This is a genomic window from Halomonas faecis, from assembly GCF_010993975.1.
Classification (GTDB): domain Bacteria; phylum Pseudomonadota; class Gammaproteobacteria; order Pseudomonadales; family Halomonadaceae; genus Halomonas; species Halomonas faecis.
In genome coordinates this window covers 10,756-27,145 of record NZ_JAACZO010000018.1, presented here as the reverse complement: position 1 = coordinate 27,145, position 16,390 = coordinate 10,756, and the positions used below count along the sequence as shown (strand labels likewise).

General features: G+C 57.6%; 12 protein-coding genes. 10 read left to right on the top strand and 2 right to left on the bottom strand.

Annotation, left to right across the window (positions count from 1 at the left end):
• Positions 1-182: 182 nt before the first annotated feature.
• Positions 183-2,141 carry a DNA topoisomerase gene (locus tag GFD32_RS09825; RefSeq protein ID WP_163576375.1) on the top strand — a complete coding sequence of 653 codons (1,959 nt, stop codon included), beginning with the start codon at positions 183-185 and terminating at the stop codon, positions 2,139-2,141.
• 201 nt (positions 2,142-2,342) lie between these two features.
• Positions 2,343-2,876, top strand: coding sequence for a hypothetical protein (locus tag GFD32_RS09820; protein ID WP_163576374.1), 534 nt, complete (start codon positions 2,343-2,345; stop codon positions 2,874-2,876).
• A 1,308-nt stretch (positions 2,877-4,184) separates the two neighbouring features.
• Here GFD32_RS09820 and GFD32_RS09815 read toward each other — a convergent pair.
• Positions 4,185-4,802 (bottom strand): helix-turn-helix domain-containing protein, encoded by a 618-nt coding sequence (locus GFD32_RS09815; protein ID WP_163576373.1) that lies wholly within the window; start codon positions 4,800-4,802, stop codon positions 4,185-4,187.
• A gap of 141 nt (positions 4,803-4,943) precedes the next feature.
• Here GFD32_RS09815 and GFD32_RS09810 point away from each other — a divergent pair, with 141 nt between their 5' ends.
• Positions 4,944-5,288 (top strand): DUF2274 domain-containing protein, encoded by a 345-nt coding sequence (locus tag GFD32_RS09810; RefSeq protein WP_163576372.1) that lies wholly within the window; start codon positions 4,944-4,946, stop codon positions 5,286-5,288.
• Here the strand turns inward: GFD32_RS09810 and GFD32_RS09805 are convergent.
• Positions 5,285-5,827, bottom strand: coding sequence for a hypothetical protein (locus tag GFD32_RS09805; protein ID WP_163576371.1), 543 nt, complete (start codon positions 5,825-5,827; stop codon positions 5,285-5,287). The two genes, GFD32_RS09810 and GFD32_RS09805, sit on opposite strands and share 4 nt — an antisense overlap.
• On the opposite strand from GFD32_RS09805, the gene GFD32_RS09800 reads away from it, so the two are divergent.
• The 7 genes from GFD32_RS09800 (at position 5,826) to GFD32_RS09770 (ending at position 15,898) form a co-directional block, all read left to right on the top strand.
• A complete protein-coding gene (locus tag GFD32_RS09800) occupies positions 5,826-6,392 on the top strand; it encodes a hypothetical protein (RefSeq protein ID WP_163576370.1) in 567 nt (188 codons plus the stop codon). The genes GFD32_RS09805 and GFD32_RS09800 overlap by 2 nt on opposite strands.
• 122 nt (positions 6,393-6,514) lie before the next feature.
• Positions 6,515-7,078 (top strand): hypothetical protein, encoded by a 564-nt coding sequence (locus tag GFD32_RS09795; RefSeq protein WP_163576369.1) that lies wholly within the window; start codon positions 6,515-6,517, stop codon positions 7,076-7,078.
• Entirely contained in the window at positions 7,075-8,082 is a 1,008-nt protein-coding gene (locus GFD32_RS09790) for a TraU family protein (RefSeq protein ID WP_163576368.1), read from the top strand. Before GFD32_RS09795 ends, GFD32_RS09790 begins: the two co-directional genes overlap by 4 nt.
• A complete protein-coding gene (locus tag GFD32_RS09785; RefSeq protein WP_163576367.1) occupies positions 8,067-9,035 on the top strand; it encodes a type-F conjugative transfer system pilin assembly protein TrbC in 969 nt (322 codons plus the stop codon). The genes GFD32_RS09790 and GFD32_RS09785 overlap by 16 nt, the downstream gene beginning before the upstream one ends.
• 1,320 nt (positions 9,036-10,355) lie before the next feature.
• Positions 10,356-12,587, top strand: coding sequence for a conjugal transfer protein TraN (locus GFD32_RS09780; RefSeq protein WP_163576366.1), 2,232 nt, complete (start codon positions 10,356-10,358; stop codon positions 12,585-12,587).
• 963 nt (positions 12,588-13,550) lie between these two features.
• A complete protein-coding gene (locus GFD32_RS09775) occupies positions 13,551-15,221 on the top strand; it encodes a type IV secretory system conjugative DNA transfer family protein (RefSeq protein WP_163576365.1) in 1,671 nt (556 codons plus the stop codon).
• Positions 15,222-15,556: 335 nt separating this feature from the next.
• Positions 15,557-15,898, top strand: coding sequence for a hypothetical protein (locus tag GFD32_RS09770; protein WP_163576364.1), 342 nt, complete (start codon positions 15,557-15,559; stop codon positions 15,896-15,898).
• Positions 15,899-16,390 lie beyond the last annotated feature (492 nt).

Below are 16,390 nucleotides of genomic sequence, written 5' to 3'. Positions count from 1 at the left end.
ACCGTAAGCGTGCTTATCAACGACAATTACAAGGAGGAAAACCTGGGTCGTCGGACTGACGACAACTACCCCACCCAACCGGCCATTTTAATTGTCGCCAAGCGGCCAAAGTAGTTGACGTCGCATAGGCCATCGGCTATGAGATCCTGGAGTACGCCAAGTACCGGGGTAGCGTGAAGCGGATGTGGCTCACCGGATCGATGGAGGCGGGGGACATCCAGGCCGCCGCCAAGCGTCTTCGCCAGGGGCACGAGACCATCACCTTCTGGCGAGCCCAGCAGGCCAGGGCGAACGCAGATGGGCTCTGGCAGTACCTTGTCCGGGCCTACACCGCCGCGGCGCGTGCCGGCTTGATGGGGGACGACCTGGCGAAGGGGAAAGGCAAGGCCGGGGTGGTGTCGGCCGGGCGCGTGCAGTCAGCCACCCTGGGGCTGATTGTCACCCGCGATCGCATCATTGAAGGGTTCGTTCCGGTCGACCACTACCAGGCCAAGATCACCCTGGGCGGGGGCGAGCTGACGTATGCGCCAGCTCCACCGTTCGAGGGTGCCAAGGGCCTCCGGCTCCAGGAGGAAGGCAAGCCGCTGTTCCTGGACCGGGACGCCATGCAGGCCTTCGCTCAGCGCCTGGAAGGCGCCAGCACAGCACAGATTCTCGAGGCCGAGACCAAGACCACCGCCAAGCATCCGCCGCTGCCCTACAGCCTCACGGCGCTGCAGCGGGACATGGCCAAACAGCACGGATTGACCGCCTCGCAGACGCTCAAGGCCGCCGACGCCATGCGTACAGCGGGCTACCTGACCTACCCCCGAACCGAGCATGGCGAGCTACCCGCTAGCCTGTTCAATCGCCGCGACCTGCTGGGCATCCTGGGCGGCGCGGCCAAGTCCCACGACAGCCTGATGCCGGCCGCCCGGCTCGCCGGTCGCCGGCACTGCCTGGAGGACTCCAACGCCCCACGGCCGCGCTGCTTCACCGACAAGCCAATGAACCACCACGGCATCATCCCCACCACCAAGACGCCGGACCTGTCCGCCCACTCGCAGGCAGAGCAACTGGTCTACCTGGCATGCGCCCGCCAGTTCATCCAGGCCCTGCTCCCCCCGGCCACCATCGAGGCCATGAAGGTCGCCGCGAGCGTCGAGGTCGAGGACGTTCTCCAGCGCCAGCCCGCGCTGTTCAGCGGCACCTTCAAGCGCACGATCGACCCAGGCTGGATGACCGCGTTTGGCGACCCCAAGGCCCCCAAAGACCTCCCGCCGCTGGTCACCGGCGCCAGCACGCCTATCGAGGCAGTACGCTTCCACGAGGCCCGCACAGAGCCCCCGAAACACTACACAGTCGACACGCTTCTGAACGCCATGCTCCACGCCGGTCGGCACGCGGATGGCGAGGATGCCGAGCTACTGCGCAAGGCCGAGGGCATCGGTACTCCCGCCACCCGGGATACGGTGATCCAGACCCTGTTTGACCGCGAGTACATCGCCACCAAACGCCAGGGGAAACAGCAGCTGATCGTCTCCACCCCGCGAGGCCGTGCATTCATCGACAACACGCCCAGCATGCTCTCCGAGGTCAGAGTGACCGCCCGTTGGGAGCGTGAACTCGATGCGATCCAGAACGCCGCCAGCGACACTGAGGCCAGGCAGCGCCGAGACGCTTTCATCACCGCGCAGCGCGACTTCATCACGCAGCGGATCGAGGAGGTTATCGAGGATGTCGAGGACGCCCCGGAGGCCATCAGTGACACGCGCAATGGACCGACCGAGAACATGCTGACCGCCGCCAGGAAAATCGCCGCCTCGCGCAACCTGAGCCTGCCTGAGGGCATCGAAACCAGCTTTGAGGTATGCCGCACCTTCCTGGATGAAGTGATGCAGCAACCCGCCCCGCCCACCGACAAGATGAAGGCCCTAGCACAGCGCCTCGCGGGCGAACACGGCGTCACCCTGAATGGCGAGCTGACCACCTTCCAAGCGTGCAAGGCGTTCATCGACAAGCACATGGGGAACAAGGCCCCGACCCCCAAGATGATTGCTGCCGCAGAAGCCGCAGCAAAGCGCTACCGGGTGAAGCTACCTGACGACTGCCGGACACTGGTGGCGGCCTGCCGCCAGTTCCTCAACGAGCACCCGCAGTAGCACGCCGCCGAGGCCCCGCCGGGCACCCCCTGGACGGGGCAAGAACACAAGTCAGACGATCACCACTGACACACGACAAGGACGATTCCCCCCTGCCCAAGGACGGGCTCACGAACTCGCTAGACTGGCATCTGCCGTGCTAACCGACGACACCGGTTGAGCCGCATTGGAGGGCCACGAGAACGTGACGCGGGCATGAGGATGAAGCAGGCCATGGGCCACGAGACAAGCACAGCAGAGTACGTCAGCAAGAGTCGTTCCCGGCGCAAGGTAGACCGTGCCGAATTGGCCGTTGAAGCCGATGCCATGGTGGGGGCGCTGACCGATGACATACGAGCCATCATGAAGGAGTACAACCAGCAGTTGATCGACTTGGGCGAGCGTATCCGGGAGGCACAGCCACGCGCTCACGGGGCCGTGCTGCTAGACCTGAATCGGTGTGGGTATGGATGTCTGGGATGTCCGCATCCGGTATGGCAGAAGTGGGTCAACCGACAACAGCATAGCCGCACCTCGGCGTCGACATGGCACGCGGCCCGGGTTCAGCGTCCGGGGGTCGCTGCAAGAGCCAAAACCGTCCCTCAGGAAGCTCGCGAGCTGATCGCAGATGCGTTGGTATTGATCGAGCGCAGAGCCCGTTTCATCGAACACCTGAAGCGCATCAACAAGGCCATCGGCACAGCTCGCCACTACCGCCCAGAGTTGGGCTACCACCACGATGAATGCGATCCATAAGGTGCGTTACTGACTGTCTATGGGAGTGGTCATAGGGAGTGGTTATAGGGGGCTCGGGATCATGCATCCGAGTCCTTTTTTTCTGCCTGTACGGTGAGCGGGGAAGTGCTACTGGGCATAGGCAGACAGGCCGATGTCATAGGTAGGCGAGGTAGCTGGGATATGGGGGGTAGGACACCCGCGTGTTGGGCTCAGGGTGGTGCCCGCGAGTGGTACGTATCATACGTAGGGGTGAGCACTTGGAATGTGCCTGGATCTGGCTAGCGTCTTGTCTTGCCTTCATGCGCATGCGGCCGCTTTCGAGGCGTGAGCAGCCCAGGGAAACCGTGTGCCGGTCGGGGTGTGGGGAAGACCATGCCACCATGCCCGTGCTGGCGCTTTCGATGCACGCGCAGCCCAGGGAAACCGTGTGCCGGTCGGGGTGTGGGGAAGACCATGCCACCGTGCCCGTGCTGGCGCTTTCGAGGCACGCGCAGCCCAGGGAAACCGTGTGCCGGTCGGGGTGTGGGGAGGCCATGCCACCGCAGCCATGCTGGCGCTTTCGAGGCACGCGCAGCCCAGGGAAACCGTGTGCCGGTCGGGGTGTGGGGAAGACCATACCACCGCATCCATGCTGGCGCTTTCGAGGCACGCGCAGCCCCGTGGAAGTGTGTCCCGTTCGGGGTGTGGGGAGGCCATGCCACCGCAGCCATGCTGGCGCTTTCGAGGCGTGAGCAGCGGGTTGGAACGAAGTCAATTCGGGCCAGTTGGCGAGATCGGCATAGGCAATTGCTAGGCATGTCGAGGCTTGCCTCGTTAAAGGCCGCGAAGCGGCCCATGTGCTTTTCGATGACAGTCTGATGCAACACCACTAACCAACCCAACGAAGTCAAATCGGGCCAGTTGGCGGCACTCCATTAGGCCATCGCTAGGCCTGTCGGGGCTCGTCCCTTTTCAGGCCGCGAAGCGGCCCATGTGCTTTCGTGGAATGTTATTCTTAAAGCGAAACGGTGAAGTCACTCCAACCCTCTGGAATGAATGCTCCATCCGTCTCCATCGGCACGCTCGGAAGCATCTATCCGGCACGGAAAACCGCAAGAAAAACGGTCACATAAGGCAGCTGTTAATCACCCAATGGGTGAGGGAGGAAAGGATAAGGGGATATTCGGCGGCGACTACACGGCGCCTAACTCGAACGGTTCCCGTATTTATAATCAAATCAGGGCTGTTGCGTGATGGATCACGTATGGCGGGCTGCTGCCTGCCTGGGGAGTGCCACTCCCGGAATCGGCGTCATGGCACTTTCCTGGACAGGGGAGCCCAACCCCGTCAAGAGCTGGCCGGGTGCTCTGCCCTGAAATCTTCCATGGCCTTGAGTAGGTCCAGGTAGTCGATACCGCCGGGAATCAGCCGTGTCTTGGTGGCACGCTCATACATCCAAACCGCCCACAGCTTCATGTGAGTTGAGGCCCCCACGAGATCCTTGGGCATCATTCCGCCCCATTCAGGGTCATCTGCCATGAAGGTCAAGGCACGCTCGATAGCACGATCTAGGTCATTACGTGGGGAGTAGAAGTCCTCAAGCTGGACCTGCTCCGCGAGGATCAACACAGCCAGCACAGGATAGTTCAACCACTCTGCTAGCTTTTCAACGACCTCACGGCCGAGAGAGCTAGCGAGGCGCCGCCCTGTCTTGAGATGGCTCAGGGTACTGGCCGCTATCCCGAGATGCTCCGCAAGTTCCGACAGCGAGACGCCCTTGCTGACGGCATGCTCAAAAACCACCTGGACGAGCTTGTAGCCCGGAGTGTCGGGTGTGATCTGAAGATAGTCCGACCGAGGCCCCTTGACCGTTCCCCGCTGGCCTCCTTTAGGCCCAGACCCCTTCTTGCGCTTCCCTGCCTCCAGAACCTTCTGCAGCTCGTTCTCGTTATCGTCGCCTTCCACGCTCTCTCCCCATGCGCCTTTATGCTTGGCGCTTCTCAAATGTAACTATACCGGACAACAGTTTTCGGCCTTCTTGGCTTTCGGGCAACAGTCGAATACCGGCAAGATTGCTTCGCCCACATGATAACCCAGGAGGCTCTAATGCTCATTGGCCGCGTCGACCACGACCCCAAGAAATCGCTGCAGGCGCAGCTTCGCGAATCCACCCTGAACCGTTTGGATCAGTACAGGGAGCTATACCAAGCCACATTTGGCGAAAAGGTTTCGACCAGCGATCTGGTCGATCTGATGCTGAACAACGTCATGGACCGAGACCGCTCATTCAAGAAGTTCTTGAGAGAACAGGAGAAACTGGCGAAGGAGAAGCAGCAGGGCGCGAATCAAAATGCCGCTTCTGGTACTGAGGGGGAGACTCAAGGGCCAGCTCAAGGCAATGGCAACCCTGGGCAGCGCAGTGGCCCAGGGCAACAGGCCCGCCAAGCCTAAGGGTGATCCTGGTGGGACTTCATGACCTCACGCATCTGATCCACCAATGGAACCACCCGGTTCCATTTGGTGCGCAGAACCCTATGCTTTCCGGTTGCCCAGCTTCGGATGGTGGTCACTGCCTCATCCGCGGCGACCGCAATCTGGCGCGGGGTCATGACTTCCATCCAGCGATCCACTGTGGCTTTGACCTCCTCAGCGGCGACCCAGGCGCCACCCTCGACGGCTTGATATTCATCAGCGATTTCCCTCAGAACCTGGATGAGCCGTTCCTCAGGCACCATCCGGGGGATAGCGCCCTTCTCCCAAGCGTTGAGGGTGGCCATGGAAACACTGGTTTTCAGCTTTGGCCTGAGAAGCTGGGTGATCTCCTTCAGCGTCAGGCCGTGGTTATTTCTCAGTTCACCTATTTGGCGTCCCAGGTCAGTCGTCGCCTTCCGGCGGGCGCCTCGGCCCCGGGTGGCCGGCAGGCTGACTTTGATTTCACACCCGTGTCGCTCAAGCGTGTTGATCAGGTCATTCAGGAGTGCGTCTCGCATGGCAAACCTCTTTGAATACTTGGCAAAGCAGCCACCGTCTGAGATGGAGCGGCTAGTCGGGTGGACCGCCTCCCGTCTGCACATCCCTCGCCAGTGGCTCGATGACATGAAGCAGGAGGTGTATCTGGCATGGTTGGCGAAGGAATACGATCCCAGCTATGCCCATGATGCCATCATGAAGTATGCAGGGGAGGCGGCGTTCCTGGCAGTCAGCACATGGCGGCGCCATACCATCCTCCCTGTCACAGTCCACAAGGCAGGGCAGGCCGACAGTGAACCTCGTGCTGAGCAGTACGAGCTGCTGGCCGAGAAGATCCCGGATCTCGTTGACGAACTCCATGAAGAGGACGACGCAGAACCTGAAGTCTTCCTGGAGGCTGACAGCACAGCGTCCGCTCACCTCATCGACCTACCCAAGCGCTCCCCCCGTTCCGGCCTGACGCATGAGAACCTGCTGGCTCTCCATTGCGAAGGGCTGTCGGCAGCTGAGATCGCCGCGGCGGCAAACATCTCGGAGCGTAGCGTCTACCGCAGATTGGAACGGCTCAAGAAATGGAAAACGTAGTACAGTATAGTAAAAATACAGTTCGCGTGATAGCGCTTGCCGCGATGCTCCCCATGGTTGCCATGGCCGATTCCCAAGACATCGGAGTGCTCGGCCCAACATGGGAGATCGAGGAGCCTGACATGCGCCTCGCCATGGTGGCTGAAGCCCATGGTGTCGACTGGGCATCCATCAATGATGATCTTTCGGATCAGGCCCGCCACCACACCCGTGACATTCCTGACTGGTATTTGCCCATAGCGGAGCATACCGAAACCCGCCATGTGGACCCCTCCTACACCCTCGAAGAGGACATTGAGGCGCTGTTGCGTCAACCCGATGGCTCCTATCAATGGGGGGTGCTCTACGAGGCGGGTACACGAGTCAATCCCCTCGAACACGTCAGGCCCGATAACTGGCTACTGGTGGTTGACCTCAGGGTGGACGATCAACGGCAACTCGCCATGGCACTCAAGGAGCGCCACCCCATCAATCTCACCATCATCGCCACTGCCGGAGATCCCGGTGAGCTGGCCACTGACATCGGCCGCGCCGTCTACTTCGCCGAAGAATGGCATTTCAGGCGGCTGGGGATCACGCATACCCCATCGCTCGCCGGGGTCAGAGACGACAATCCTCACGCGGTTGAGGTGACTCACTTCGCCTATCCCTACGCCGTTGAAACCCTGGAGGAGTACCTGCCATGAAGCGGTTTCTCATGTCCGCCTGTATCGCTCTTGGGCTGGCCACCGGCCATGGCGCCACGGCCTCCCCCCTCTCTGGCTCAGCCGCATGCCAGGGGACTGTCTTCAACCCCATCAATGACGTGAACTGGAACAACATGTTCCCCGTCACGATCGCCGGCATTTCCATGGGGGGAGGCTCCAACCCGTCCTTGATGAATATGGACCCTATCTGCCTTTGCCCAGGGCCATTCGGTATTCCCATTCCAGGGATCGGCATGACGTACTGGGAGCCGACATACCTTGCCGAGGTGGCCCGTACTCCTGGTTGCATGTCGACACTCGGCGGCACCCAGGTGCTTACGGGGTACGATGAGCAAACCTCCAACCAGTCCTACGGATCAGGCCGAGACACCGGCAGCGTCACCCGTATGCAGGTGCATTGGTACATCTACCCGCTGTTCAGTGCGCTCAACATGATGAGCAGCCTGGGCTGCATGAACACCTCAGGGTTCAACCTGGCGGACCTGACCGAGGTGGATTACACGTGGCAGGACGACACCTGGACCTCGATCGCCTTCCCTGAATCTGCTCTGTTCGCCAATCCCGTTGGGGCACTCTCTTGCATGCCCGATGCCATTGCCTCAGCCGCAGGTAGGCCCCTCGACATGATGTTCTGGTGCCAGGGCTCACAGGGCGTGACTTACCCGCTGACCGGCTCCAGCCCGACTCACAGCTCCCCCCAGGGCGGCAATCTCCACGTCCTTGGCAAGTACATGCAGCGGAAGACCCGCATGGCCGGGCTGCTCTCAACGATCGGCCCGTGGGCTGAGTGCCAGTCGGTCTACATGCCCAACATGATCCGCAGCCAGTACCGCATCGACCCTGTAGCGCCGGTGGCCAGTAACCAGACCGCCGTACTCGGCATGTCTGAGTTCCGCTGGGGGATGATGCCGCCAGCCAATACCGCCGTCCGAACCGACTCCGCTTACATGATCTGGGTAGGGAAGCAATGCTGCGCACTGTAATCGCCATCACCGCCGCTCTGGCCGCCTCACAAGCACTGGCTCAGCCGACACCCGATCAGGCCGCCAGCAACGCCTTCAGCCACCTCCAGTCCCTGACCCAGCCCACGCTGGGTCAGAGCCTTCAGGGGGCCGTTGACGACATGCTGGGAAGCACTGGGGCTACTGCCGAGCCGGGTGCCCAGGCCGCCCAGCAGATGATCCAAAACGTGCGCGAGCCAGGGACAACGGGGGGCATCGCCGACCCTGCCATGGCAGCCGAGTGGCAGGCACTGCGAGAGAGCCTGGAGCTGGGTGACCAGGACCGCCTGTATTTCTTCGTCTCGTTCTCCATGCCTGAGAGTTTGATTCGGGCCTATGCCCTCGACGCAGCGCGTGCAGGAGGGGAGCTGGTGCTGCGCGGCGTAGAGCCGGGCAAGAACCTGCGCGACTTCGCCATGGAGCGCGTGCTCGAGGTTCTTCAGCCCGGCGGTATGACAGCGCCAATTCAGATCGACCCTCGCCTGTTCGACGCCTACGCAGTTGATGCCGTGCCCACCATCGTCCTGGCAAGGGAGGACATCCGCGGGGTTTGCCTTCAGCCGGAGGCTCGGGCCGGGCTCTACGCGAACCGGACATTCGAGTATCAGGCCTGCCAAGAGGAAGACCCAGACAGCTACTGGAAAGCGCAAGGGTCAGTGACCGCCCTATATGCATTAGAGGAGTTCCAGAAACGAGGGGCACCGAATGCAGACGCCTATATCGCAGCGCTGCGAAGCGAGGGGGCAGAAGCGAGCACCGAGCAAGCCGCGATCAGCGATGCGCATTGGGAGTCCTTGGCCTCCGAGCTGGCTGAGCGGAATGCAAAGCGGCTTCGCGAGCGGTACTCAGGGACCGCGCGTGAGGTCTACGACACGCCGCTTGGTCCCGCGGTTGGCCCCGCTGGACAGGAAATCGATCACCTTTGGGAGGAATGACATGGCCTGGCGAACAGGATCAGCGCTGATGGCGACGGCCTTTCTGGCCGTCGCATGGGTAGCGCCAACAACAATCTTGGCAGACCCTGGCCAGGCGGGAAGGATTGCCGGGGGTATTGGAGCGCAAGGCTTTGATCCTAGTGCCAGCTATAGAACAGCTACTCAAGCGCTGGGCCTACAAGACGCTCGCACCTCGGGTGAGCTTGGCGGGGAGGTCGGCATCCAGGTGAAGCAGCAGCAACAGCGGACATTCCGGTGCCGCGACGGGGCCAGAATCACGGCGGGAGGCGTTCGCGTCTCCATTGAGTCCTGCGAACAAAGCCAGAACGGCTCCCTGTCTACCCTCAGCGTTTCTGTTTGCGATGCCCTGACCCAGGGGATCGGCTGCACTGACGAACGGTACACGGCCGCTCAGCAAGTCCCTGCTGGAGGCGAGGCGACATTCACAGGGGGCCTGCTGACAGGAACCTACCGGGTCTCTGCAGACTGCAGCAGCAATGAATGCGTCATGACCATGCATCAGCTGCATGGTGATGCATGGGGTGGCAGCAACATGCGTCAGGACGCTAGCCAACGTGTCAGTTCAACGGACGGACACTTGGTTGACTCGATTACAGGCGTTAGAAATAACCCCGTATTTGAATCGGGTGAATCCTTCGCGAATAACAGGGCTCACTGCCTGGGTGGACAATTTAACCAACTGTTCACCGAAGGTGATATACCAGTTTCATGCCTACCTGATGACCCGAGAACCATCGACTTCCTTGACTTAGAGGGAGGAGGGCAGTGCGAGCCAGATGTCATAACAACGGAAACGTGCTCGGTTGACATACCAACCCGGATTGTCACATGCGAGCCTGAATCCAGAACTTGCGATGTTCAAAGGGAAACTGAAGAGTTCACCTGCACGAGACGACTGCAGGTACAACATGTAGGATTTGAAGCATGCACACCGGGACATGTTGTATACCAATGGCAGCCTTTCTCGAATCTGAGAAGGAGGTTTGTCTGCCAATCGTGCCACCATCCTTATAACTGCCTGGTTTATCAATTCAACCAAAATAGTGCGGGATGGCGATCGTCATTTCGTTTTGAATACTCTCGGAACCTTGGCTGGCACCATCCTGAGCTGATGCCTGGAGCACCATCGGGATACTATATACGACAAACATGCAGCAACCAAAGATGCCACATTGACTATCGGAGAACGCAAAACGATAGCACTGAACGATATTCATACGATGAGGCATCCCCGATATTTCAGGACTCAGTGACTGAAAACTGTGAACCCTTCGAGCAACGACGCCCGGAGATTAACTAATGGTTCACAATAGAGTGGTAGCCAGTTTCTTTGCAATGGCCATATATGGTGCATCGGGGCATGCCGTGGCCCAGAACGTGAATGATTATGCAGAGTGCTACCGTGCAAACGAGGTATGTGTTGACAGTGCCCCAAGGACAATTAACGGCCATACTGTCCGCAGGGATTGCTGGCAATATGCGATCACCTATGTTTGTTATGGGGAGCCATACAGCAACAGTTGTAATCTTCAAGCACTTAATGACAGTGAGGACTGGCAGCTCGTCAATACCTACAACGAAAGCTACCCAGGAACCTTCACACAATACTCAAACATACTGCCAAGCTCATGGATAGAAGAGTGGCAGAAAAATGAAAGCACCTGTGATGCTGACACATCCTACGGGTGCGGACCTGAGCTTAGCAGAGAAGACATTGAAGATGGGTCAGGAAATATTGTAGGCCAGAGAGTTACCAAAAGGTGCTACATCGGCGAAACCCCACGCTGCAATAATGACCCAAATTGCAGTATAACCAGCTATTCCTGTACCGAAGAAAAGGATGGCTTATGTGTTAAGCAAGAACAGACATACACGTGCCGGGAGGAGGGTAGGTGCGATCCGAGTGAATATGAAATCATGCCTGAGATCGATGGCGACGAAGGAGCATTCGCTGATGCCATCGCAGCTGCAGGGGTAATGGACATGATTGCGGCTGAAGGCGGATTTGACGAAAACTTCCAGATTTTCACAGGAAAAGAACATGAATGTAGAGCAATAACTAGCGACTTCAGGAGGATGATGGAGTTCAACGCTACCGTGGGGGCAGCCTTGGCAACCTATTTCGGTGGCCCATTGGGTGCGATTCTTGGTGGTGCAGCTGCTGCAGATATAATAAGTGCTGTTCAGCACATGCAGTGTTGCCAAGATGATCCAGCTGACGTGACCATCACTGGCTCCCTCATCTCAATGGCTACTGGCGTTGGTGCCGACTATTGCGATCTTGATGATGTTGAATTAGCTGCAGCCAGAATGGCCTCAAGAGCCGTTCAAGTTACCCCGGGATTTGTCAAGACAAATAACTCCTTATGTACGCTTGCCGACTACATTTACAATGCACCGGCAGCCGGCGACATGGCCTATGCCCGACAAATTTGCTCGCACTGGACTCGACCATGGTCCATGGCGAATACACAAACTCAAGTCGACCACTATCAGCGGTGGTGTGAATTTGACTCCATGCTGGCGCGTATCATTCAAGAACAAGGTCGGCAACAGCTTGCTCAATTGGCCACGAAAAATGCGGGGGGGGCTCAGACGAGAAATGCCTCATTCCCATTCTTCAATCAGACAGGCGAATGGACCAATGAAATAAACGTGAATGGAAATAGAGTCAGGTTCTGGAAATGGGACGAAAAATGCGAATCTGAGGAAGCATTGGCAGAGTCCATGATCAGCGGTTTTGATTGCCCTACAGGGCCAGATATTCACGTGGCTGTTTGTTCTGACTCTTCGTGTGGCCAGCCTCCTGAGCATCCTGTCTATGGTTACAGTCAAGGATGGTCGCTGCATAAACTTGCTGCAGAAGACCACCATCCCCGCGCCCTCAACCGCTACTCGGTTGTTGAAGGAGGGTGTTTCGACGATGGCTCGTGCGAGTACAATGTCCATGCATGGGAGGCCCAGTCTGGAGGACAGCTTAGAATTCCGGTAGACATGAAATGGCCTCTGTATTACCCGCACGGAGGATGGGGAGAATTTTCGTGGGCACATAACAATGTCCAATTTATGGCTTACACCAATGATCTTAATGTCGAGAATCCATCTCGTGGCCTCAGAATGTGCATTGGCTCCCAGTACGAGTGCCGGTATGACCGAGAATGGAGAGATATTGATATAAGCAGCGACATTAGCTCGATGAGCAACTACATCAATAGCAACCCGCCAGTTACACTGACTGGGGGCTGTGGCGATGACGAGTGTGAGTTCAGGGCTACAATTGAAGTCAACCTTACCGCCAAGCCATGGTACACCTACACTGAGCAGAAATATGAGCCCTGCATGCTCAGGGTGTTAGGAAGCTGCGTCACACGGGCTTCTACCACATACGATCGGCAATACCATCCCGATTGCTCTGGCTTTACTATTGATGAGTTTCTTGCGCTTGACCTAAGCGATATGGATTTCTCTGAATATATTGAGACTCTTTCCGAACAAGCAAAAGCGGAGTTTAACCGGACATGGGCAAACTAGCACTTTTCTCCGTCGCGCTAATGTCTTTCGGAGCGGCTGTAGCCTTGGCCTCTCCGATAGAAAGGATTGAGCAACAAGCCCGGTCCCTCGCCAGCGGGGGAACGGGGAATTACGGTGCGGTTATGGACGGAGGCAAGAGACCATTCCGAATTCAGCCTAACAATGGATATGTCGGCCTCGAGACAAGGATAGACATTCATAGCTATTACGAATCATTTGAATTCGGTGGCCATAACATAAGAATGATCAACCATGCCGTTATAGATTGGGGTGATGGATCTTCCCCAGTACGCGCCGAGGCCGGCGAGTCTGCATATCATACTTATGGGCATCGAGACCCCGGAGGGTCCATATCGCCAAACCGAAACATTATTTATGAGGGAAAGATTACTTTTGTCACTTCCAGTGGCGACGCCTTTACTGAGGGATTCCGCTATAGCATGTGGAACAACCGCCTTGGCTCTACAACTACGGGAGGGAGGCACCTCCATAATGATCTTATAGAGAGCGTGAATGGAGCTGGCAGCAGAGACAAACTTCCAGGCGGCTTTTACAACAGGAACTCACAATGAGATTTACAGTCCCTTTGGCAGTGGCAGCCATAATTATGATCGCCACTACCTCCTATGCGGATACGTTACACTCTTTATATGGTGGAGTGGACGCTGGAAGTAGCCGTTCATATACAGAGACCGCATTTTCTAATGAAGAATGGGTAGCTCTATGGGTTGAGCACCTGGGTGGAGAACCACCAGAATTACTTGACGACAACCAAATTGGGCTAATGTCTTTTTCTTCATTCCCAGGTCACATCATGTACTTTGAGCATGATACCTCCCCTTCAGGGAGGGTTAGCGTTAGATGTCATCAAGACCCCCTACCCAGTGCCACCTCCCACACTGCTCCGGCTGCATGGGCAGCCGGTATCTTCACTGCCATTGAGTTGAAGCTGGAGAATTGTCCATGATTGCAGGAAGGCGAGACGCCTTAGCTCTTACCGCGATCGCGGCGGGGGTGGCGACGGCAACGCCATGGGCTGCCGGGGCGCTGGCTTCATGGCCTGCAGGCATCCTGGGTTCTCTGGGGATGGCACAGCTCACCTGGAGCCAGGCTGTGTCGATGATCAGGCGAGTCGATGAAGTCTCCAGAGAAGGCTTTGTGCTGCCCTCTGACGAGCCCATGGATGCAGAGGGCAGCAACCTTCACATCGGCCTTACAACAGACCAGAACAAACGGATCAACCTTCCAGACGACCTCGGGAAGCGGCATACCGCCATTGTCGGCCAATCAGGCGTAGGTAAAACCACGATTGGCGAGTACATCCTGTGGCAGCAAACCGCCCGCGGGAAGGGGTGGCTGTTCATCGATGCAAAGATTGATCGTGATACACGTGATCATCTCGCCTACATGGCCAAGGTGACCGGCAGGGAGGATGAGCTTTACATCATCGATGTGTCCGATCCTGACAATGCCAATACCTACAACCCGATTCTGCATGGCGACCCCGATGAAGTTGCCTCTCGCTTGATGAACCTGATTCCATCGGCTGAGAACAACCCTGGGGCAGACCACTACCGTCAGTCAGCGAACCATGCCCTTACCGTGATCATTGCCGCTCTGCAGGCATCGGGTCAGCTTTACCACTTCGGGGATCTCTCGATCCTAATGCAGTCGGATAAGGCACTGGAAAACCTCGAGCGAATGACACCTCAAGGGCCGGAGCGTAGAGCCCTGTCTATCTTCCTTGACCAATTCAGATCCCGTACCAAGGAGGGGACTAAGATTGATCTCAACCGGATGAAGCAGACGCTGGGCGGTATGGCTGGCCGGATCGCGCTGTTTGCCCAGGGTAAGTTCGGGAAGGTATTTAATGTCTACGCCCCCGAGATTGTATTGACGGAGATTATTAGGAAAGGGCACATGCTCTACGTATCCTTGCCCACCATGGGCAAGGATACCGCCGCACTCAACCTCGGCAAGATGATCGTTTCTGACATACGATCAGCCGTAGCCCATATTCAGGACTTGCCGAAAGATCAGCGACCCGACCATTTCATAGCCCTCCTCGATGAGATGGGTGCCTACGTGATGGAAGGGGTGGGCAGGCTCTTTGAGCAGGCACGATCCGCCAACATAGCTCTCATCCCGGCCTTCCAGTCATTCAGTCAGCTCAATCGCGTGTCGCCTGACTTTGCAGACATTGTGATCCAGAACACCTGGAACAAAATCTTCTTCAAGTTCGGGTCAAAGGACAGCCCCGAGGAAGCAGCTGAGATCCTGGGCAAGACCAAACGGTTCCAGAGGACTGTCTCAGTCTCCGCGAGCCAAGGCGAGAGCGCTCAGTACCTGCGAACGACGCCTCAATCAAGCATGTCGGATGGGGGCGGCATGGGAGAAAGCTGGCGTGAAATGGAGGAGTTCAGGGTAACGCCTGACCAGCTTCGAGCCATGGACAAGGGGCAATGCGTGATGATGATGGGGGCCAGGATGTACCACCTCAGAACACCCATGATCAAATACCCTAAGAGCACACCGCCATTCAAGGCGGTTAAGAGGAACATGAGGATTCCCCCCGGAAAACAACCACTTCATTTTGAAGAAAGGCTTAACGAATTTCTCACAGAAGTCATTTAAGGGAATCAAACATGATAACTGTATGGTTTTGGCTAACAATCGCCATATTTTCCATGATTCTCCTTGGGTCACTGCCAGGTGTCCGAGAAGTATTTAGACCGCTGATGGACATGCTATCCAAAGGGTTTGTAGAACTGCTCAAGTTCTCTGGCGGCTATATACTTTGGTTCATAAAGACGATCCTGCGTGCTCACCTTGACCTGGCTTCACACTTAGCACATAAGAAATCGTATTTCGATCCGACTGAAGACATGCGGCAATAATAGAGACTTCTTGAACTGGAATGCGTCGTCCAGTATAATTACACCACAACCTTGAAGATTAAGGAGTCGGTCATGGACAACAGAAAAAAGAGACAGCGCCGACAGGAAGCCCTTAGGGCTCGCCACAATGCCTCGCGAAAACAGCAAGGCTCCTTCATCGCCAATGAGGTAAATCACCTTGTTGGTGCTGATCAAGAGAGTGTCAAATCTCTGGCCAGGTGGGGTGTGAAGGCGAACTTCTGGGCCTCCGCAATCGGATTTCCTATCATCATTTTAGCTTTCATACATGCGACCTATAGGTTTCATGGCAACCCCGGCGCAGGACAGTTTTTTCTATTCTTCTGGATAGCCGTTGCCTTCATATCATTCTTTTTCGTGAAGAGCATGCTGAAGTACAAAAAACTGATCGAATGAGCTACAAAAAAAGGCCGGGGAAACCCGGCCTTTCCTTTACCGCCTTGTTCTCAAGTCCTCCCTTGGATCTGGCTCGCTCCCTTGGTCAGGGGCAGAGCTTTCGGCTCCCGGTTCTGGAGCATTCTCACCTCCAGAATTGACTGAACCGCTAGCTGAGCGTGGCTGGTTAGTAGTAGCACCTGATTGCCCAGGGGGCGGGCCACCCTCCTGGTCTGTCACCGGCGCACCACCTCCGCGGCTATCCGGCTCGGGCGAGGCGATCCCAGGCTGGTGGGGCAGGGTGCCTGCGCCCGTTGTTGTGGCATCACCTGGCGAGGTCGGCGTGCCAGGCTGCCCCTCGGGAGCTGCACTCAGCGGTTGCCCAGGGGGCGGGCCACCCTCCTGGTCTGTCACCGGCGCACCACCTCCGCGGCTATCCGGCTCGGGCGAGGCGATCCCAGGCTGGTGGGGCAGGGTGCCTGCGCCCGTTGTTGTGGCATCACCTGGCGAGGT

What these genes read in the sequence shown, in the direction of transcription:
- GFD32_RS09810 (WP_163576372.1), top strand. Translation starts at nt 4,944, where the DNA reads ATGCTCATTGGCCGCGTCGACCACGACCCCAAGAAATCGCTGCAGGCG.
- GFD32_RS09820 (WP_163576374.1), top strand. Translation starts at nt 2,343, where the DNA reads ATGAAGCAGGCCATGGGCCACGAGACAAGCACAGCAGAGTACGTCAGC.
- GFD32_RS09790 (WP_163576368.1), top strand. Translation starts at nt 7,075, where the DNA reads ATGAAGCGGTTTCTCATGTCCGCCTGTATCGCTCTTGGGCTGGCCACC.
- GFD32_RS09775 (WP_163576365.1), top strand. Translation starts at nt 13,551, where the DNA reads ATGATTGCAGGAAGGCGAGACGCCTTAGCTCTTACCGCGATCGCGGCG.
- GFD32_RS09795 (WP_163576369.1), top strand. Translation starts at nt 6,515, where the DNA reads ATGCGCCTCGCCATGGTGGCTGAAGCCCATGGTGTCGACTGGGCATCC.
- GFD32_RS09780 (WP_163576366.1), top strand. Translation starts at nt 10,356, where the DNA reads ATGGTTCACAATAGAGTGGTAGCCAGTTTCTTTGCAATGGCCATATAT.
- GFD32_RS09825 (WP_163576375.1), top strand. Translation starts at nt 183, where the DNA reads ATGTGGCTCACCGGATCGATGGAGGCGGGGGACATCCAGGCCGCCGCC.
- GFD32_RS09800 (WP_163576370.1), top strand. Translation starts at nt 5,826, where the DNA reads ATGGCAAACCTCTTTGAATACTTGGCAAAGCAGCCACCGTCTGAGATG.
- GFD32_RS09785 (WP_163576367.1), top strand. Translation starts at nt 8,067, where the DNA reads ATGCTGCGCACTGTAATCGCCATCACCGCCGCTCTGGCCGCCTCACAA.
- GFD32_RS09770 (WP_163576364.1), top strand. Translation starts at nt 15,557, where the DNA reads ATGGACAACAGAAAAAAGAGACAGCGCCGACAGGAAGCCCTTAGGGCT.
- GFD32_RS09805 (WP_163576371.1), bottom strand. Translation starts at nt 5,827, where the DNA reads ATGCGAGACGCACTCCTGAATGACCTGATCAACACGCTTGAGCGACAC.